At 69.6% G+C, this 18,785-nt stretch carries 18 protein-coding genes and 2 pseudogenes; 8 read left to right on the top strand and 12 right to left on the bottom strand.

The features are described 5' to 3' along the window. Nucleotides 1–24 precede the first annotated feature (24 nt). Nucleotides 25–1,155, bottom strand: coding sequence for an OprO/OprP family phosphate-selective porin (locus tag ACYVJH_RS05795; RefSeq protein ID WP_460453668.1), 1,131 nt, complete (start codon nt 1,153–1,155; stop codon nt 25–27). Nucleotides 1,156–1,404: 249 nt separating this feature from the next. Between ACYVJH_RS05795 and ACYVJH_RS05790 the strand changes: the two genes are divergently transcribed. Beyond that, nucleotides 1,405–2,256, top strand: a complete 852-nt coding sequence (locus ACYVJH_RS05790; protein ID WP_460453667.1) for a 2OG-Fe(II) oxygenase — start codon at nt 1,405–1,407, stop codon at nt 2,254–2,256. Here ACYVJH_RS05790 and nth read toward each other — a convergent pair. From nth to ACYVJH_RS05760, 6 genes are read right to left on the bottom strand one after another with little or no spacing between them, the layout of a single operon-like run. Further along, entirely contained in the window at nt 2,253–2,894 is a 642-nt protein-coding gene (gene nth / locus ACYVJH_RS05785) for an endonuclease III (protein ID WP_460453666.1), read from the bottom strand. The two genes, ACYVJH_RS05790 and nth, sit on opposite strands and share 4 nt — an antisense overlap. After that, on the bottom strand, nt 2,891–3,535 hold the full coding sequence (gene rsxE, locus ACYVJH_RS05780; RefSeq protein ID WP_460453665.1) for an electron transport complex subunit RsxE: 645 nt from the start codon (nt 3,533–3,535) through the stop codon (nt 2,891–2,893). The genes nth and rsxE overlap by 4 nt, the downstream gene beginning before the upstream one ends. Further along, a complete protein-coding gene (gene rsxG / locus ACYVJH_RS05775; protein WP_460453664.1) occupies nt 3,532–4,206 on the bottom strand; it encodes an electron transport complex subunit RsxG in 675 nt (224 codons plus the stop codon). The genes rsxE and rsxG overlap by 4 nt, the downstream gene beginning before the upstream one ends. After that, on the bottom strand, nt 4,203–5,267 hold the full coding sequence (locus tag ACYVJH_RS05770; RefSeq protein WP_460453663.1) for an RnfABCDGE type electron transport complex subunit D: 1,065 nt from the start codon (nt 5,265–5,267) through the stop codon (nt 4,203–4,205). Before ACYVJH_RS05770 ends, rsxG begins: the two co-directional genes overlap by 4 nt. Next, a complete protein-coding gene (gene rsxC, locus ACYVJH_RS05765) occupies nt 5,264–6,763 on the bottom strand; it encodes an electron transport complex subunit RsxC (RefSeq protein WP_460453662.1) in 1,500 nt (499 codons plus the stop codon). The genes ACYVJH_RS05770 and rsxC overlap by 4 nt, the downstream gene beginning before the upstream one ends. A 17-nt stretch (nt 6,764–6,780) precedes the next feature. Then, nucleotides 6,781–7,563, bottom strand: a complete 783-nt coding sequence (locus ACYVJH_RS05760) for an enoyl-CoA hydratase/isomerase family protein (protein ID WP_460453661.1) — start codon at nt 7,561–7,563, stop codon at nt 6,781–6,783. Nucleotides 7,564–7,719: 156 nt separating this feature from the next. Between ACYVJH_RS05760 and ACYVJH_RS05755 the strand changes: the two genes are divergently transcribed. The 3 genes and pseudogenes from ACYVJH_RS05755 (at nt 7,720) to ACYVJH_RS05745 (ending at nt 10,139) form a co-directional block, all read left to right on the top strand. Next, a complete protein-coding gene (locus ACYVJH_RS05755; RefSeq protein ID WP_460453660.1) occupies nt 7,720–8,436 on the top strand; it encodes an FKBP-type peptidyl-prolyl cis-trans isomerase N-terminal domain-containing protein in 717 nt (238 codons plus the stop codon). 49 nt (nt 8,437–8,485) lie between these two features. After that, nucleotides 8,486–9,291: pseudogene (locus ACYVJH_RS05750) on the top strand (CoA pyrophosphatase). Next, on the top strand, nt 9,291–10,139 hold the full coding sequence (locus tag ACYVJH_RS05745; protein WP_460453659.1) for a sulfurtransferase: 849 nt from the start codon (nt 9,291–9,293) through the stop codon (nt 10,137–10,139). Before ACYVJH_RS05750 ends, ACYVJH_RS05745 begins: the two are co-directional and overlap by 1 nt. A gap of 3 nt (nt 10,140–10,142) precedes the next feature. Here ACYVJH_RS05745 and ACYVJH_RS05740 read toward each other — a convergent pair whose 3' ends face one another. Genes ACYVJH_RS05740 through ACYVJH_RS05730 form a run of 3 tightly spaced genes read right to left on the bottom strand, consistent with a single transcriptional unit; the run spans nt 10,143 to nt 12,748 of the window. Then, on the bottom strand, nt 10,143–10,526 hold the full coding sequence (locus tag ACYVJH_RS05740; protein ID WP_460453658.1) for a hypothetical protein: 384 nt from the start codon (nt 10,524–10,526) through the stop codon (nt 10,143–10,145). Then, a complete protein-coding gene (locus tag ACYVJH_RS05735; protein ID WP_460453657.1) occupies nt 10,523–11,272 on the bottom strand; it encodes an enoyl-CoA hydratase/isomerase family protein in 750 nt (249 codons plus the stop codon). The genes ACYVJH_RS05740 and ACYVJH_RS05735 overlap by 4 nt, the downstream gene beginning before the upstream one ends. Nucleotides 11,273–11,281: 9 nt before the next feature. Further along, nucleotides 11,282–12,748, bottom strand: a complete 1,467-nt coding sequence (locus ACYVJH_RS05730; protein ID WP_460453656.1) for a DUF4139 domain-containing protein — start codon at nt 12,746–12,748, stop codon at nt 11,282–11,284. A gap of 38 nt (nt 12,749–12,786) precedes the next feature. On the opposite strand from ACYVJH_RS05730, the gene ACYVJH_RS05725 reads away from it, so the two are divergent. Beyond that, a complete protein-coding gene (locus tag ACYVJH_RS05725; protein WP_460453655.1) occupies nt 12,787–13,254 on the top strand; it encodes a copper chaperone PCu(A)C in 468 nt (155 codons plus the stop codon). Between the two features lie 5 nt (nt 13,255–13,259). Here the strand turns inward: ACYVJH_RS05725 and ACYVJH_RS05720 are convergent, their stop codons facing one another. Together ACYVJH_RS05720 and uvrA are read right to left on the bottom strand one after the other, a co-directional pair. Next, entirely contained in the window at nt 13,260–13,658 is a 399-nt protein-coding gene (locus ACYVJH_RS05720; RefSeq protein ID WP_460453654.1) for an acyl-CoA thioesterase, read from the bottom strand. 11 nt (nt 13,659–13,669) lie between these two features. Further along, nucleotides 13,670–16,513, bottom strand: a pseudogene (gene uvrA / locus ACYVJH_RS05715) (excinuclease ABC subunit UvrA); the annotation flags it as partial. A 325-nt stretch (nt 16,514–16,838) separates the two neighbouring features. On the opposite strand from uvrA, the gene rplU reads away from it, so the two are divergent. From rplU to cgtA, 3 genes are all read left to right on the top strand, one after another. Further along, entirely contained in the window at nt 16,839–17,150 is a 312-nt protein-coding gene (rplU, locus tag ACYVJH_RS05710; RefSeq protein WP_188661280.1) for a 50S ribosomal protein L21, read from the top strand. Between the two features lie 18 nt (nt 17,151–17,168). Continuing rightward, the gene (rpmA, locus tag ACYVJH_RS05705) at nt 17,169–17,429 is read left to right on the top strand and encodes a 50S ribosomal protein L27 (protein ID WP_188661283.1); all 261 of its coding nucleotides are present in this window, start codon (nt 17,169–17,171) and stop codon (nt 17,427–17,429) included. A gap of 148 nt (nt 17,430–17,577) precedes the next feature. Continuing rightward, complete coding sequence (gene cgtA, locus ACYVJH_RS05700) at nt 17,578–18,651, top strand: Obg family GTPase CgtA (protein ID WP_460453653.1); 1,074 nt, start codon at nt 17,578–17,580, stop codon at nt 18,649–18,651. Nucleotides 18,652–18,785: the final 134 nt, after the last annotated feature.

Here is an 18,785-nt window from a genome sequence, read left to right as displayed (position 1 = left end):
CGGTCGCGGCCCCGCCGGTTGGGTTCACCAGAAGAAGGAAGCGCGGGCCTCGAGGATGTTCGGGTCGTCCTGGACGCCGCGGCGGTCGGAATCGACCATCACGTAGTTCATCGAGAACTTGAAGTGCGAGCGCCAGTACCAGTTCACGCCGGCGGTGATCGAGTTCATTTCCCCGCCCAGGACGCTGCCGTCGTCCAGGTTGATGGCGTCATACCGCAGGCCGAGCTGCCACATGCCCGAGGCCGGGGAATTCGGGCGGGACGTGGCGATCACGCCCTTCTTGTAGCCCCAGGTTTCGCCGGTGACGTTCCACAGGCCGGACACGTACCAGGCGTCGCCCGTGAAGTCGTCCGGGCTGGCGTAGCGGTCCACCGTCGAAGTGAAATATTCGGCCTGCAGCTTGACCGGACCGTTCACCCAGGCGGCTTCGGCACCGAGGGTGCGCTGGCGGTCGGTGTCGGCCAGGGTGCCGGTGTCGGCCAGGCGCACCGCGGCCAGGTCGGCCTGGGGGCGGGCGCGCAGGCGCAGGCTGTCGGCATCGGTGTCCAGGTCCACGAAGGACAGGCCCAGGTGCAGCAGCTGGCCATCGGCCTTGATCGGGCTGAAGTAGCCGCGCACGCCAAAGCCCGGGCCATGGGCGCCGTCGGTCAGTTCGCGCGAGAACACGCTGCCGACCAGGCCCCAGTTGTCGCCCTCGGTCGCCAGCTGGGCGCCCAGGCGGCGCGCCACGGCGAAGGTGTTGGTGGCGGTCGCCTTGGAGATGAAGTCATTGTTCTTGGTGCTCGACAGCTCTTCCATGCTGTTGGGCTGCTTGTACTGGCCCACGGTCAGCGTGGTGGCGCCGTTGAACTTCCAGGCGACGTTGGTATCGAGGAACTTGTCGGCCTTGGCGTCGTAGCCGACCACCCAGCTCAGCATGCCCGGGCCCTTGCCCTTGACGACCAGCTCGGCGCGGCGCAGCTCGAACTCGCTGTCGCTGCGGCCCGCGCCGTTGAGGTCGACGACGTCGTTGTCGAACCAGTTGCCGTCGGCCTGGACCAGGCCTTCGAAGGTAATCTCGGAGCCACCGATCACGTCGATGGTGACCTCGGCCAGGGCCGGAGTGGACAGGGCCGCCAGCAGGGCGGTGAAGAGCAGCTTGCGGGAAGGGGTCATGTCGACGGAGCCTCTACGGGTAGCGATGCCGACGGACCACCCGCCGGATGCTGCGCAATCTAGGGCTATCCCGTGACGGCTTTGTTACAAGAAGTCAGTTTTTTGGCTGATAGGTTTCCCCGGCCATCGCCGCAAGCGGCGGGGCCGGGGCCCTCCGGCCGCCCCGTCCCGGGGGAGGCAATCGCCAAACCGACCCTTGGCGGTACCATCGTGGCCCCGACAGCCTTTTCCTCCCCACCGGAGCCCGCCATGGCGACCCTGGACCTCGCTGCGCCCTTGCGCCAATGGATCATCGAACAGGCCCAGGCCGGCCGCGAGCCGATGGACGTGGTCGACGCCATGGTCGTTGAAGGCTGGCCGCAGGAAAAGGCCGTTGATGCCGTGCAGGAGGTGCTGCAGGCGCTGCTGGTCGAGCACGCCAGGGCCAACGGCCTGCCCGAACCCACCGTGGTGCCCGAGCCGATGGAGCGTGGGGGGCCGCACTTGCTCGACGGGGGCGACCGCCGTGTGCCGGTGCTGGCCAACCTCAAGCACCCGCGCGTCGTGGTGCTGGGCAGCGTGCTTTCCGACGAGGAGTGCGACGGCCTGGTGGCCTTGGCCCGGCAGCACCTGAGCCGTTCGGAGACCTTCATGCTCGACGAGGGCGTGAGCAAGGTGCACGAAGGCCGCACCAGCGAAGGCATGTTCTTCACCCGCGGCGAAAACGAACTGGTGCGGCGCATCGAGGCGCGTCTGGCGACGCTGTGCGCGTGGCCGCTGGAATACGGCGAAGGTCTGCAGGTGCTTCGTTACGGCCCCGGCGCCCAGTACAAGCCGCATTTCGATTATTTCGATCCGGCCAAGCCCGGCACCGCCGGCATCCTGGCCAATGGCGGCCAGCGCGTGGCCTCGGTGGTGATGTACCTCAATACGCCCGAAGCCGGCGGTGGAACCACCTTCCCGGACGTACGTTTCGAGGTCGCGCCGATCAAGGGCAATGCCGTTTTCTTCAGCTACGACCGCCCCCACGAAATGACCGGTACCCGCCACGGCGGTGCGCCGGTGCTGGCCGGCGAGAAGTGGGTCGCGACCAAGTGGATGCGGCTGGGCGAGTTCGTCTAGGCGTCCTGGCTTGTCTTGTCCCGGTAGCGGCAAAGGTCCCGGATGACACAATTGGGACAGTCGGGCTTGCGTGCCTTGCACACGTAGCGGCCGTGCAGGATCAGCCAGTGGTGGGCGTCGAGCCGGTATGACGCCGGCACCGCCTTCATCAACTTGTCTTCGACCGCGCGGACGGTCTTTCCGGGGGCCAGGCCGGTTCGGTTCGACACCCGGAAGATGTGCGTGTCCACGGCGATCGTCGGTTCGCCGAAGGCGGTGTTGAGCACCACGTTGGCCGTCTTCCTGCCGACGCCGGGCAGGGCTTCGAGCGACTCCCGGTCGCGCGGGACCTCGCCGCCGTGTTTCTCCACCAGGATCCGGCAGGCGGCGATCACGTTGGCGGCCTTGGCGTTGTAGAGCCCGATGGTGGAGATGTAGGACTTCAGGCCGTCCTCGCCCAGCGCCAGGATGGCCTGGGGCGTATTGGCAACGGGAAACAGCCTGCGCGTGGCCTTGTTGACGCCGACGTCCGTGGCCTGGGCCGACAGGGTGACGGCGACCAGCAGTTCGAAGGGCGTTGAATACTCGAGTTCGGTGGTGGGCCTGGGATTGAGTTCGGCCAGGCGTGAAAACAGTTCCTGGCGATCGGCCGCCTTCATGCGGCGCCCCGCGCATGCCGCTGTCGCCAGGCCTGCCGGGTCGCCACCAGCGCCGCCAGCACCACGAATGCACCGATCGGCAGGATCGCAAGCACGAATCCCGGGTAACCCTCGGCGGCCAGCTCCAGCCCGGGCAGGCCTATCAGCGCGCCGGCACCGGCGAACAAGCTGCCCTCGCCGATCATCTCGCGCAGCGCGCCAATCAGCAGCAACACCCACAGGAAACCGAGTCCGGTCGCCAGGCCATCGAGCGCGGCCAGGCCGGGGTTGTTGCGCGAGGCGAAGGCCTCGGCCCGGCCCATCAGCGCGCAGTTGGTGACGATCAGCGGAATGAACAGGCCCAGCACCGCGTGCAGCTGCGGCAGGAAGGCGCGCATGGACAGTTCGATCGAGGTCACGACCGCCGCGATCACCATGATGAAGGCGGGGATGCGCACGTCGCGCCGGGTCAGCTTGCGGATGGTCGCGACCGCGGCATTGGTGACCAGCAGCGCCAGCACCGTGGCCAGGCCCAGGCCCAGCGCGTTGACCGCGTTGTTGCTGACCGCCAGCAGCGGGCACAGGCCCAGCAGCTGCACCAGGCCGACGTTGCCGCTGGACAGGCCGTATTCGAGGATGGCGCGGGGCGTGGCGGGGTTCATCGGGCGGGCGGCGGGTCAACCGGTGCGTCGTCGAAGGAAAGTGTAGCGCCGGCATCGGCGGCGCGGACGGCGTCACCGTGCGCATCGACGAAGTCCAGCACGCGGCGCACGGCGGCGACCACGGCGCGAGGCGTCAGCGTGGCGCCGGCGAACTGCGGGAAATGGCCGCCGTCGCGCTGCACGCGCCAGCGCTCGCGCGCCGGATCGGCCAGTGATCGCCCATCGAAGCGGTGGATCCAGTCGCTGCGCCCGGCTTCAATGTCGTCGCCCAGGCCCGGCGTTTCCTGGTGGGCCGTGATGCGCACGCCCAGGACCGTGCCGGTCGTATCCACCGCCACCAGCAGGCGGATCGGGCCCGAATAGCCGTCCGGCGCCGTGGCTTCGATCACCAGCGCTGAAATTTCGCCCGCCAGCCGCGCACGATGCACCGCGCCCGCGGCTTGGCCCAGCCAGGCAGGCGCCTGCACCGTGACGCCGTCGGCGATCGGGTCATTGTCGTAACGGTCGGCGGGAAGGACGATCTCCAGCGCCTGCAGCCGCGCCTGGCGTTCGCTTTCCGCGATCCGATCGCGCGTGAGTGCCCAGGTGCCGGCGAGCAGCACCGCCGCGGCCAGGCCGGCCAGGGCCAGCTGGCTCCCGGCGCGCAGGGATTCGCGCAGGCCGGTGGTCATGGCGTGGCGTCCCCGCCGGGTGCACGGCCTTCGCCCAGGATCCGCGGACGGGTGTGCGCGTCGATCCACGGCGCCGCGCAGTTCATCAGCAGCACGGCGAAGGCGACGCCGTCAGGGAAGCCTCCCCAACGTCGGATCGCCAGGGTCAGCAGCGCCACGCCCGCGCCGAACACCAGCCGCCCGCGCGGCGTGGTGCAGCCGCTGACCGGGTCGGTGGCGATGAAAAACGCCGCCAGCACCAGGCCGCCGGAGAACACGTGCTGCAGCGGGAAAGGATGCAGGTCCGGGTCCGCCAGCCAGAACGGCAGCGTCGCCAGCAGCATCGTGCCCAGGGTCGCCGCCGGCACCTGCCAGGGAATGACCCGCTTGAACAGCAGGAACAATCCGCCCAGCGCGAAGAAGTTGGCCACCCATTCCCAGCCGCGGCCGCCGAAATCGCCGAACACCGGCACGTCGCGGATTTCCGCCAGGGTCGCGCCCTGGCTGCCGAGCGTGCGTACGGTGTCGAGCGGTGTTGCCTGGGCCAGCGTGTCCCAGCCCCAGGGAGCAGGCAACTGGCCGGTGAGGATGGCGACCAGGGTGTCGCCCAGGCCCGGCGTGCCCAAGGCTTGGTCCAGCCCCGCCGGCGCCAGCCATTGCGTGAACACCCGCGGGAAGGCGAGCAGCACGACGGCGAGGCCGACCATCGCCGGATTGAACAGGTTGTGGCCCAGGCCGCCGAACAGGTGTTTGGCAAACACGATCGCCGCCAGCATGCCGATCGCCGCCAGCCACCATGGCGCCAGCGGCGGCAGGCACAGTGCGAACAGCACAGCCGTTAGCGGCGCGCTGAGGTCGGTGAGGAAGGGCCGCATCGGCTTGCCGCGCAGTTTGAGCATCGTGGCTTCGAACACCATCGCGAACCCAGCGGCGAGCAGGATCTGCAGGAAGATGCCGGGTCCGAAGAACCAGCCGTGCGCCAGCACGCCCGGCACCAGCGCCAGCAGGACCAGGCCCATGACGCCGCGCACGCTGCGTCGCGGCGGCAGGTGCGGGGCCGGTGCGGTGTCGAAGGTCTTCATGGCTGCTCGCCGGCGTCGTCGGACGCGGCGCGTTTGGCGCGGGCGCGTTCAAGCGCCGCCGCCACGGCGTCCGGGCTGGCGGCGGCCTTGCGCGCGGCCCTGCGCGCCTCGCGTTCGCGTGCCTCGCGCTCGAGTCGTTCCTGCCGGTTCTCGTGGCGCTGGCGGGCGGCCTCGGCGTTCGCGGCATCGGCGTCGCGCGCCAGCAGCTCGCCCTTGGCCAAGCGGAACTGCTGGGTCAGCGGAATGTGGCTGGGGCAGGCGAAATCGCAGCAGCCACATTCGATGCAATCGAACAGGCCTTGCCCGCGCGCCTCGTCCAGGCGTCCGGCGCGCGCCTGCCAAAGCAGCTGCTGCGGCAACAGGCGCGACGGGCAGACGCTGGCGCAGTCGCCGCAGCGGATGCAGGGCATTTCATCGTCGCCAAGGCGAAGCTCGGCTTCGCCCAGCACCAGCACGCAGTTGTGGGTCTTGCCGATCGCGACGTCGTCGTGGGGCAGGGCGGTGCCCATCATCGGGCCGCCCAGCATCAGTCGACGGGCGGCCGGTGTGTAGCCGCCGGCATGTTCCACCAGCTCGCAGACCCGCATGCCCAGCGGCACGATGAAGTTGCCCGGCCTGGCCACGCCCGGGCCGGTGACGGTGACCACGCGCTCGAACAGTGTTTCGCCAAGGCTTGCCGCGCGCCAGGCTGCCCGCACCGTGGCGACGTTGAGCACGATCACGCCGATGTCGCGCGGCAGGCCGGCGCGCGGCACTTCCAGGCCGGTCAGCACCTGGATCAGCTGGCGCTCGCCGCCTTCCGGATAACGCGTGGGAACCGCGACCAGTTCGACCTGGCCCTGGCCATGGGCCTGCAGCGCTGCGTCGCAGGCCGCGAGCGCCTCGCTCATGCTGTCCTCGACCGCCAGCAACACGCGTCCGGCGCCGCTGGCACGCGCCATCAGCCGGGCGCCTTGCACCACTTCGTCGGCGTGCTCGCGCAGCAGGGCATCGTCGCAGGCGATCCAGGGTTCACATTCGGCGCCGTTGATCACCAACGTTGCGCGCGCCGCCGCCAGCTTTCCGGCGGTGGGGAATCCGGCGCCGCCCAGGCCGACGATGCCGGCGTCGCGGATGCGCGCGCGGAGGGTGTCGGCGTCCGCATCCGCCGGCAGGGCCGGCAGGGCCCGCAGCGGGCCCTCCGCTCCGGTTTCGATGACGATGTGGGCGACCTCGATGCCGGTGGTTCCCGGCAGCGCGCGGTCCTCGATGGCGATCACCCGCCCGGCCACCGGCGAGTGCAGGTCGGCGCCGGCGCCGCCTTCGGCAGCGGCGATTCGCTGGCCTCGCGCCACCTCGTCACCCACGGCGACACAGGGCTCGGCCGGCAGGCCGGCGTGCTGCAGCACCGACAGGTAGAGCCGCGCCGGCGGCGGCAGGCGGCGCAGTCCGCCGGCGGTGGACTCGGCCTTGTGGCCGGGCAGGTCCAGGCCGCCGTGGAAACGATGCAGGTGCACGGCCGGCGCCGGTCCGGTCAGCGGCCGGTGAAGCTGGGCTTGCGGCGGGCCAGGAACGCGTCGGTGCCTTCCTTCATGTCCTGGGTCGAGAACGTGACCGCGAACACCTGGGTTTCATGGTCCAGCCCCATGTCGATCGGCGCTTCGCCGCCCAGCAGGATCGCGTCGAGGATGCCGCGCAGGGCCAGCGGCGCCGAGCTGGCCAGCTGCGTGGCCATCGCGTCGACTTCGGCGTCCAGCTGATCGGCCGGCACGACCTTCGTGACCACGCCCAGCGCGGCCGCGCGCTCGGCGCTTATCGGTGCGCCCAGCAGGCAAAGTTCCAGGGCCACGCTGCGCCCGGCCAGCCGCAGCAGGCGCTGGGTGCCGCCGAAGCCAGGCACCAGGCCCAGGTTGACCTCGGGCTGGCCAAGCTTGGCGGTGTCGGCCGCGATGCGCAGGTGGCAGGCCATGGCCAGCTCGAGGCCGCCGCCAAGCGCGAACCCGTTGATTCGTGCGATCACCGGTTTGCCCAGGCGTTCGATGCGGGTCATCAGGGCCTGGCCGTGGGCGGAGAAGTCACGCGCCTGGGCCGGGCTGAGCCCGTTCATTTCGGCGATATCGGCGCCGGCGACGAAGGCCTTGGGGCCGGCGCCGGTCAGCACGACCACGCGGACCGATTCATCGCCAGCGGCATCGGAAAACGCGGCGTGCAGTTCGGTCAGGGTTTCGCGATTGAGTGCATTGAGCTTGTCGGGGCGGTTGAGGGTGATGCGGCGGATACCGCCGTTGTCCTCGACGAGCAGGGTAGTGAAGGCCATTTCGTAAAACTCCGTTAAGCGGGGAACTCGGGGCGTGCACACCGGTCGCAATGGGGCCGGTGGCGTGATGTCAGTGGCGGTTCAGCCGCGCGGGGGCTATCCTAGCGCGGCATTCGGGGCACCACACCGCCCCATCCAACCAACGGAGATTCCCTGATGAAGTTGCGTCTGTTCGCTGCCTGCCTGGCGGCTTTTGGTCTGAGTGCCGGCGTTGCGCTGGCCCAGTCCGCCCCGGCCAATGCGCCGACGCCCCCGCCGGCCAACAAGCCGGTGCTGAGCTACGCCATTGGTTACGACCTGGGCAAGGACCTGGCCGACCAGAAGGTTGACGTCGACATCAACCAGGTCATCAAGGCCCTGCAGGACGGCTTCGCCAAGCGCGCGCCGGCCCACCCGCAGGACCAGATGGACGGCCAGCTGGCCGGCCTGCAGCAGCGTATGGTCGCCCAGGCCCGCGCCGAGTTCGAGCGCGTCGCCAATGAAAACAAGAGCAAGTCCGATGCCTTCCTGGCCGCCAACCGCGGCAAGCCGGGCATCACCGTGCTGCCCAGCGGCATCCAGTACCGCGTCATCGAAACCGGTTCGGGCGCCAAGCCGACCCAGGCCAGCACCGTGACCATGCACTACCGCGGTTCGGTCTCCACCGGCCAGGAGTTTGCCAACACCTACGCCCAGCAGAACCCGACCCCGGCCTCGTTCAAGGTCAGCGAGTTCCCGATCCGCGGCATCCAGGAAGTCCTGGTGATGATGCCGGCCGGCTCGCGCTGGGAAGTGTTCCTGCCGTCCGACAAGGCCTTTGGCAACGACCCGCGTTCGCCGGTCGGCCCGGGCCAGGCCCTGGTCTTCGACATCAAGCTCGAAGGCGTGCAGTAAGCATCCGCGGGGCCGCGCCGGCGACGGCGCGGCCCCTGCGTCTTTCACGATGTCCACGTCCCCCGGTTTCCGCGCCGTCCTCAGTCCCTGTGTCGGCATTTGTTCGCTTGACGCCAGCGGCTACTGCGAAGGCTGCCTGCGCAGCGTGGCCGAGATTGCCCGCTGGTCCCAGATGGGCGACGACGAGCGCCTCGAACTGATGGAAACCGTGCTGCCGGCCCGCGAGGCGCTGCGCGTGTGAGCCCGCCGTTCGAACTCCTCGAACGGATTCCCCAAGCCCTGCATCCGCTGGACCGGCCTCCGCCCGGCCCCGGCTGGAACCATGCCGAACTCGCCGACCTGCTGCCCGCCGGGCTGCCGCTGCGCCAGGCCGCCGTGCTGGTGGCCCTGGTCGAACGTCCCGGTGGTCCGCAGGTGCTGTTGACCCGCCGCACCGAATCCCTGCGCCACCATGCCGGCCAGATCGCCTTCCCCGGCGGCCGCATCGAAAACAGCGATGCCGACCCGGTGGAGGCCGCCCTGCGCGAAGCCCACGAGGAAGTCGGCCTGGCCGGCGCCCTGTCGACGCCCCAGGGTTACCTCGATCCCTTCGTCACCATCACCGGTTTCCACGTATTCCCGGTGGTGGCCAGCGTACGCAACGGATTCCAGGCCACGCCGGACCCGAGCGAGGTCGCCGAAGCCTTCGAAGTGCCGCTGCATTTCCTGCTCGACCCGGCGAACGTGCATGCGCGGGACGTGGACTTCCAGGGGCGCCAGCGGCGCATACTTGAGTTCCGCTACGGCGGGCACCGCATCTGGGGCGCGACGGCCGCGATGCTGGTCAACTTCAGGCAAAGACTGGAGCAGGGCTGATGTACTGGACCACGCTGGTTTCCGCGCAGGACCTGGCCGCGCGCTTGGGCGAGCCGGGACTGGTGCTGGTTGATTGCCGGCACGCGCTGTCCGACCCCGATGCCGGGCAGGCCGCCTGGGCCAGGGGCCATCTGCCGGGCGCTGGCCACGCCCACCTCGAGCGCGACCTCTCGCGCCCCGGCGGGCCGGCGACCGAGGGTCGCCATCCGATGCCGTCCGACGCCCAATTCGGCGCGCTGCTTGGCCGCCTGGGTGTCACGCCCGGCGACCAGGTGGTGGCCTACGACGAAGACAACGGGGCCATGGCGGCGGCGCGGTTCTGGTGGCTGCTGCGCCTGTTCGGCCATCCGCGCGTGGCCGTTCTCGACGGCGGTCTGGCGCAGTGGCGCGCACTGGGCCTGCCGATGGACACGCGCGAACCCACGCCGGTGCCGGCTTATCCGGGCCACTTCGACCGGGACGCTTACCTGTCCACGGAGCAGGTGCAGGCGCGCCTGGGCGAAGCACCGGGCTGGCTGCTCGACGCGCGGGCGCCGGAACGCTTCCGTGGCGAAGTCGAGCCGCTCGATCCGGTCGCCGGCCACATTCCCGGCGCCGGCAACCGGCCGTTCCCAGCGAACATGTGCGAAGGGCGCTTCCACGAGCCCGATGAGCTCCTGCGCCAGTTCAACCGCCTGCTGCACGGCCGGCGGCCCGAGGACGTGGTGCTTTCCTGCGGTTCCGGCGTCACCGCCTGCCATAACCTGCTGGCGATGGAGCATGCCGGCCTGCATGGCGCGCGCATCTACCCGGCTTCGTGGAGCGGCTGGGTGGCCGACCCGTCCCGGCCGGTGGCCACCGGCGACTGAGGCCTAGAGCGCGTAGCTGTCGCGATCCGGGCGCCCCGGCAGGATTTCCACGCGCACCAGGTCGTGGCCGTCCACGGTCATGCGCCAGCGTCCGTCCGACAGGTGCGGCGGCTTCTGAACCTTGAAGTGCGCGCTGAACAGGCCGACGCCGATGCTGAAGCCTTCCTTGTCGAAGCCGTGCACCGGGCCCTGGATGCGGGTGCGCGAGCCTTCGCTCACGCGCTCATAGCTGGCCTGCCCGTCGGGCAGCAGCACCAGGCGCACGCCCTCGCCGCGCCAGTGGCCGGTGTACTGCGAATAATCGGCCGGGACGGGCTCCCGGCAGGCCGCCAGGGCCAGGCAGGCCCAGGCCAGTACCGCTGGCGCGTACCAGCGGCGTGCCCTCATTTGCCCAGCCGGGCGACCAGTGCCTGCAGGGCGGCCTGGGTTTGCGGTGAGTTCCACTCGTCCAGGAACCCGTCGAGCTCATCGTCGCGGAAGGACACGAGCGCGGACACCAGGTCGGCCCTGGCCAGGGCGCGGGTGGCCAGCATCGCCTGCGCTGGCAGCTTCAGCAGTTCCTGCAGCCAGACCAGCGCCCGCTGGGTGACGTGTTCGGCGTCGGTGAGCTCGTCGACCAGGCCAAACGCCAGGGCCTGTTCGGATTCGACCAGTTCGCCGGACACCAGGAGACGCTCGGCCCGGTAGGTGCCGACCACGCGGCGCATCAGGTGCTGGATGGCGTCGGGTGCGACCAGGCCCACCTGGACTTCATTCAGGCCGATGCGGAAGGGGCCGCGCGCCATGATGCGGTAGTCGCAGCACAACGCCAGCACGCAGCCGCCGGCAGGGCTGTGGCCGGCCAGCGCTGCGGCCACCGGCACCGGCGAGGCCGCGATGGCGCGCGCCGCGGCGAACAGTGAAGCCCAGCCGGCCTTCAGGCCGGCGGCGTCCAGCGACATCAGGTGCGGGACGTCCATGCCGGCGGAAAACACCTTGGCGCCGCCGGACAGGATGATGCCCTGCGCGCCGTCCGCCGGCGCCGACTCCACGGCGGTGCGCAGGGCCGACAGCAGGTCCGGGGTCAGTGCGTTGACCGGCGGGCGGGCCAGCTGGATCTCGTGGATGGCTCCGTGGCGATGGATCTGCAGCATGGGGTGACCTCAGGGCAGTCGGACGTCGGGGGCCCAACGATAGCGCACCGTGTAACGGAGCTGGGTCTGGCCGCCGGCGGGCACGGCGACTTCGAAGCCGACAGCCTGGGCATCGAGTTTCTTCGCCGGCACGCTGCTCTGCGTCACTTCCCAATCGGTCCAGCGCGAAAGCACTTCGCGCACGTGCACGGTGGCGGCTTCGTCCTTGGCGTTGCGCAGGGTCAGCACGATGGTTTCGGTCATCGTGCGGCCGCTGCGGTCGAGCTGGAAATCGGCGCGCTCGCGTTCGGCCGTAATGTCGAAGACGGTGCCGAGCGCCAAGGACACATTCGCCTGGGCGGGGGTGTGGCCCAGGGCCGCTTCGCCCAGGAAGTCCTTGCCGTCGAAGACGCGCACGCGGCCGGCGGGCAGGGGCTGGCCCAGACCGGAGGACTTCGCGTTTGCGAACAGTAGGTTCGCGATGACGGGCTGCTCGCCTTCCTGGCGGTTGAAGTTCGGGTCGATCATCGGCTGCGGCGGCTGCCATTCGCCGATCGGTGAACGCGTCTCGTAGCGACGTTCGCAGGCGACACCGCTGGCGGCATCCACCAGCGGCAGGCGCTGCACGCTGCCGGTGGGCAGGTCACCGGTGCCGGGCAGGCGGTAGGCGTGGTATTCACCCGAGGCTTCGGGTGAAGGCGCGGCGTCGGCCACCATCATGCGTTCGGCCTTGGCGGCGATGGGCGAGGCGTAACCGCCCTCGGAGACACGGTTGGGCTGGCCGGCCACCAGGCTCAGGCCGATGTCCGTGAAATCCATGCCCGAGGTATTGGCCACCATCGCCGCGCCTTCGAAATCCATGCGGCAGGCCTTGCCCTGGCCGCGCAGCGTGGCCTGGTATTCGGCGCGCCAGGCCAAGCCGCCGGTGGCGTAGCTGAGGTCGAAACTTTCCCGGCCCGCGCCGGGTGCCGTGATGGTCCAGGCCAGGCCGGGTTCGGCCGCCAGGCCCTCGGGCAGGGACGGCAGTTCGAAGCTTGCGTAGCCCGAAAGCACCTTCACGCGGCCATCGGGCAGTTGCAGCGTGAGGCCATTGCCGGCGGCCAGGAGCAGGCCGGTATGGCGCTCGAGGCCGTTGCCGACCGCCTGTTCGACGACGACGGTCCGGCCGATCGCCCGACGCAGCAAGGCGTCCTGGTCGGCCAGCGCGAAGTCGTAGCGCTGGCCGCGCACGCTGGCCCGGCCGCGTGGTTCCAGGCGCACCGAGCTGGCGTCCAGGGCCTGCGGCAGGCGCGAATGGCGAACGCTGTTGTCGCCCGACTTCAGGTCCCAGGACAGCGGCGTGACCACGAGCGCGTGGCCGGCATTGGCGGGATAAGCGCCGGCGCGGGCGACAGCGTCGAAGTCGCCGCTGTAGATGGTCAGGCGGGTGGGTTCGGCGGCAAGGGCGGGCGTGGCCAGGGCGGCCGCGGTAGCCAGGGCAAGCAGGTGGCGGTTCATTCAGTGCTCCCATGCAGTCGTCGGATTATCATAGGCCCATGAACGCGCGACGCTTCGGGATGGGGTTGTCCCTGTTGATGCTGGCTTCAGTCTCGACGGCCGGCGCAGCCCCTGCGCTGCCCGCCAAGGGCGAGCCCTGCCAACCCGTCATTGAATCACCCTGGGTGCGCTCGGCGCCGCCGGGCGCGGCGTCGCTGGCGGCCTACCTGGTGTTGCGCAACCCCTGCGGGTCCGACATCGAGGTGGTGGGCGTGGAAAGCCTGGATTTCGGCATGCCGATGATGCACCGCACCGTCGAGGAAAATGGCATGAGCCGGATGCGCCCCGCGGGCCGGCTGGTGCTGGCGCCGGGCGAATCACTTCGCTTCGAGCCGGGTGGCCTGCACCTGATGCTGATGCGCCCGCTGCGGCCGCTGGCCGACGGTGACGTGGCGCGCCTGCGGCTGGTGCTGGCCGACGGCCGGCGCCTGTTCGCGAAATTCCCGGTGCGCCGTTCGGCGCCCTGAACCACTCAGCCCGCGCAGGCGGCGAGCACGGCTTCGGGCAGCGGCACTGACTGGCCGCTGCGATCCACCCACACCAGCACGGTGTGGCCGTCGCAATAGAGCACGCCCTCGTCGGTGGCCGAACCGATGCGGTGGCCCAGGGTCAGGCTCTTGGTGCCGATGCGTTCGGCGAAAAGTTCCACGCGCACCGTCTCCGGCCAGTTCACCGGCCGCCGGTAGTTGAGTTGCACGGCGGCCATGATCGGCGCGGCGGTTTCCCCGGCCCAGTCGTTGCTGAGCGACTTGAACCAGCGCACGCGCGCTTCCTCGATGTACCCCAGGTAGCTGGCGTTGTTGACGTGGTTGAACGCGTCCAGGTCGCGCCAGCGCACTTCCAGGTCCACGGCGTAGACGACGGGGTTCATGCCTTCTTCCTCTTGCGCGGGGCCGGCGCGGAGCCGGCCAGCAGCTTGGCCAGGAACTGGCCCGTGTGCGAGTTCTTGTTCGCGGCCAGCTGTTCGGGCGTGCCCTCGGCGATGATCATGCCGCCGCGGTGGCCGCCCTCGGGGCCCAGGTCGACGACCCAGTCGGCGGTCTTGATCACGTCCAGGTTGTGTTCGATGACCACGATGGTGTTGCCGTCGTCGCGCAGCTTGTGCAGGACCGCCAGCAGGTGTTCGATGTCGTGGAAGTGCAGGCCGGTGGTGGGCTCGTCGAGGATGTAGAGCGTGCGCCCGGTGTCGCGGCGGCTCAGTTCCTTGGAAAGTTTCACGCGCTGGGCCTCGCCGCCGGAGAGCGTGGTCGCCGACTGGCCCAGCTTGATGTAGCTCAGGCCAACGTCCACCAGCGTTTCGAGCTTGCGCGAAAGCGCCGGCACCGGGTCGAACAGGGTGAGCGCGTCCTCGACGGTCATTTCCAGCACGTCGTGGATGGAGTAGCCCTTGTAGAGGATCTCCAGGGTTTCGCGGTTGTAGCGCTTGCCGTGGCAGACGTCGCAGGGCACGTAGACGTCGGGCAGGAAGTGCATCTCGACCTTGATCAGGCCGTCGCCCTGGCAGGCCTCGCAGCGGCCGCCGCGTACGTTGAAGCTGAAACGGCCGGGTGCGTAGCCGCGGGCGCGCGCTTCGGGCACCTGCGCGAACAGCTCGCGCAGCGGCGTGAACAGGCCGGTGTAGGTGGCCGGGTTCGAGCGTGGCGTGCGGCCGATCGGGCTCTGGTCGATGTCCACGACCTTGTCGAACAGGTCCATGCCGATCACTTCGCGATGCGGCGCGGCGGTGTGCGAGGCGCCGTTGAGCTCGTTCGCGGCCAGGTGGTACAGGGTGTCGTTGACCAGGGTGGACTTGCCCGAACCCGAGACGCCGGTGATGCAGGTGAACAGCCCCGCCGGAATCGACAGGTCGACGTCCTTGAGGTTGTTGCCGCTGGCGCCCTTGAGCTGGAGGATCATCTTCGGGTTGGGCTTGTGCCGCTGCTTCGGGATCTCGATGCAGCGGCGCCCGGACAGGTAGTCGCCGGTGATCGATCGCGGCGCCTTGAGCACGTCGGCGTAGCTGCCCTGGGCCACGACTTCGCCGCCGTGCACGCCGGCGCCGGGCCCGATGTCCACGATGTGGTCGGCCAGGCGGATCGCGTCCTCGTCGTGTTCGACCACGATGACGGTGTTGCCCAGGTCGCGCAGGCGGGTCAGCGTGCCCAGCAGGCGTTCGTTGTCGCGCTGGTGCAGGCCGATCGAGGGTTCGTCGAGCACGTACATCACGCCCACCAGGCCGGCGCCGATCTGGCTGGCCAGGCGGATGCGCTGGGCCTCGCCGCCGGAGAGGCTGTCGGCCTTGCGTTCGAGGGTGAGGTAATTCAGGCCCACGTCCACCAGGAACCGCAGGCGGTCGTGGATTTCCTTGACGATCTTGACCGCGATCTCGCCGCGCCAGCCCGACAGCGACAGGTGCGAGAAGAACTCCAGCGACTCGTCCACCGGCAGCTTGGTCAGCTCGGGCAGGTTGCGGTCGGCGACGAAGACGTTGCGCGAGGCGCGGTTGAGCCGGGCCCCGCCGCAGTCGGGGCAGGGACGGTCGGAGATGAACTTGGCCAGTTCCTCCTTCACCACCTGCGATTCGGTCTCGCGGTAGCGGCGCTCGAGGTTGGGCACGATGCCCTCGAACTTGTGCTTGCGCTGGGTGCGGCCACCGGACTCGGTGAGGTAGGTGAAGGTGATGATCTCGTCGCCGCTGCCGTACAGCACCGCCTGGCGCACCGGCTCGGACAGGTCCTGCCAGGCGACGTCGGGGTCGAAGTTGTAGTGCTTGGCCAGCGAGGCGATCAGCTGGAAGTAGTAGGCATTGCGGCGGTCCCAGCCGCGCACGGCGCCGGCGGCCAGGCTCAGCTCCGGGTGCACGACCACGCGCGAGGGGTCGAAGAACTGGGTGATGCCCAGGCCGTCGCAGCCGGGGCAGGCGCCGACCGGCGAATTGAACGAAAACAGCCGCGGCTCGAGTTCGGGCAGGGCGTAGTCGCAGACCGGGCAACTGAACTTGGACGAAAACAGCAGCGGCGCCTGCGATGGATCGTCCAGGTCCTGGACCTGGGCGAGGCCGTCGCCAAGCTTGAGCGCGGTCTCGAAGCTCTCCGCCAGGCGCTGCTTGAGGTCCTCGCGGGGCTTGAAGCGGTCCACGACCACTTCGATGGTGTGCTTCTGGCGCAAGGCCAGGGTGGGCACGGCGTCGAGTTCGTAGAGCTCGCCGTTCACCCGGACCCGCACGAAGCCCTGGGCGCGCAGCTGGTCGAAGACCTGGGCGTGTTCGCCCTTGCGCTCGCGCACCGCCGGGGCCAGCAGCATGTAGCGCCGGTCGGCGGGCAGGGCCAGCACCTGGTCGACCATCTGGCCGACGGTCTGGGCTTCGAGCGGGTAGTGGTGGTCCGGGCAGCGCGGGGTGCCGACCCGGGCGAACAGCAGGCGCAGGTAGTCGTAGATCTCGGTGATCGTGCCCACGGTCGAGCGCGGGTTGTGCGAGGTGGACTTCTGCTCGATCGAGATGGCCGGGGACAGGCCCTCGATGTGGTCCACGTCCGGCTTCTCCATCACGCTCAGGAACTGCCGGGCGTAGGCCGACAGGGACTCGACGTACCGGCGCTGGCCCTCGGCATAGATGGTGTCGAAGGCCAGGGAGGACTTGCCCGAGCCGGACAGGCCGGTGATGACGATCAGCCGGTTCCGGGGCAGGTCGAGGTCGATGTTCTTGAGATTGTGGGTGCGTGCACCGCGGATGCGAATCGTATCCATGCGCCGGGGAGCGCTCCTTTTTGACGGGCGGGAACGGGAACCGGGCAGTCTAGCAGTCTGGACTGCACGGGCTGTGACCCTGGCTGGGCCGGGTATAAAACCCTGATTCGTCAATCACTTGGGCGCAGCCGGCGCGCCGGTTCCACATGCCGGGCGCCGGCCTTGCGCAGGCGCGGGCAGGCGCCTCGACCGGGCCCGGCCCGCGCCCGCCATGCCAGGGCGTTGGAAGGGTTTGACGCAAAAAGGGTTTTTCGCCTAGAATTCCGCTTCTGTCCCGTGACCGCGGGCAGGTGTTTTCAAAATAACTACTAGAGGAATTCCGGTCATGTACGCAGTCATCGTTACCGGCGGTAAGCAGTACCGCGTTATGCAGGGCGAGACCCTGAAGGTCGAGAAGATCGACCTCGAGGAAGGCAAGAGCTTCGACATCGAAAAGGTGCTGATGCTCGGCGACGGCGACAAGGTCACCGTTGGCGCGCCCCTCGTTGATGGTGCCAAGGTCACCGCGACCATCAAGTCGCACGGCCGCCTGGACAAGGTCCGCATCGTCAAGTTCCGTCGCCGCAAGCACCATCGCAAGCAGATGGGCCACCGGCAGTACTACACCGAAATCGAAATCACCGGCATCGCCGGCTAAGCCAGAGGAGACAGCGTCATGGCACAGAAAAAAGGCGTAGGCTCGTCCCGCAACGGCCGCGATTCCAACCCGAAGTACCTGGGCGTCAAGATGTACGGTGGCCAGGCCATCGACGCCGGCAACATCATCGTGCGCCAGCGCGGCACCGAGTTCCATCCGGGTCCGGGCGTCGGCCTCGGCCGCGACCACACCCTGTTCGCCCTGGTGGACGGCGTGGTGGATTTCTCGGTCAAGGGCCCCAAGAAGCGCCGCACCGTGAGCGTGGTCCCGGCGGCCTGAAACCCGCCCGGTTCCGCCTGAAGGGCCCCGCTTCGGCGGGGCTTTTCGTTTCCGAAACCTTGCCAATCCCGTCCGCGCCCTTCACGGCGCGGCGCGGACGGCCCACAATCAGCGCGGACGGCCCCGGGCCCCGCCAGGGAAACACCTCGTGAAATTCGTTGACGAAGCCACCATCACCGTGTCCGCCGGCAGCGGCGGCAACGGCTGCATCAGCTTCCGGCGGGAGAAGTTCATCCCGCTGGGCGGCCCGGACGGCGGTGACGGCGGCAACGGCGGCAGCGTCTGGCTGCAGGCCGACGAAAACCTCAACACCCTCATCGACTTCCGCCACCAGCGCCAGTACCGCGCCCAGCGCGGCCAGAACGGCATGGGCCGGCAGATGTTCGGCAAGGCCGGCGACGACGTGGTCATCCGCGTGCCGGTCGGCACCGAGGTCATCAACGTCGGCACCGACGAGATCATCGGCGACCTGACCGACCACGGCGACCGCCTGCTGGTGGCCCAGGGCGGCCTGGGCGGCAAGGGCAACGTTCACTTCAAGAGTTCGGTCAACCGGGCGCCGCGCAAGGCCGGCACGGGCACCCCGGGCGAAGAGCGCGAGATCCGGCTCGAGCTGAAGTTGCTTGCCGACGTCGGCCTGCTGGGTTTCCCCAACGCCGGCAAGTCCACTTTCATCCGCGCCGTATCCTCGGCCACGCCGAAGGTGGCCGACTACCCGTTCACCACCCTGTACCCGAACCTGGGCGTGGTCAGCGTCGAAGTGGATCGCAGCTTCGTCATCGCCGACATCCCCGGGCTGATCGAGGGCGCGGCCGACGGCGCCGGCCTGGGCGCGCAGTTCCTGCGCCACGTGCAGCGCACCCGCCTGCTGCTGCACCTGGTGGACATGGCGCCCTTCGACGAAGGCATCGACCCGGTCTACCAGGTGCGGGCGATCGAGGCCGAGCTGCGCAAGCACGACCCGGCAATGCTGGAAAAACCGCGCTGGCTGGTGATGAACAAGGCCGACCTGCTGCCCGAGGACGAGCGCCAGGCGCGCGCCGAGGCGCTGGTCAAGGCGCTGGACTGGAAGGAGCCCTGGTTCATGGTCTCGGCCATCGGCCGCGAGGGCACCTGGCCGGTGGTGCTCAAGGTGCAGCAGTTCTTCGACGACCAGAAGGCCGCGGCCCTGGAGGCGGCGCAGGACGCTGCGGCCCGGGCGGAGATGGCGCGCAATGGCTGAGGCGGCGGCCGCCGGCCGCTGCGGCACTCGCCGCAGCCCGGGGACCGGCAAATCGCGGGCAGCAAAAAGGCCGGCTTTCGCCGGCCTTCGCGCGCTGGCCAGGGCGCCTGCCTGGATGACCAGGGGCGCCGCGG

It is taken from the genome of Arenimonas aestuarii (assembly GCF_054781715.1).
Note: the sequence above shows the minus strand (reverse complement) of the source record. Positions and strands in the feature narration are given on the sequence as shown.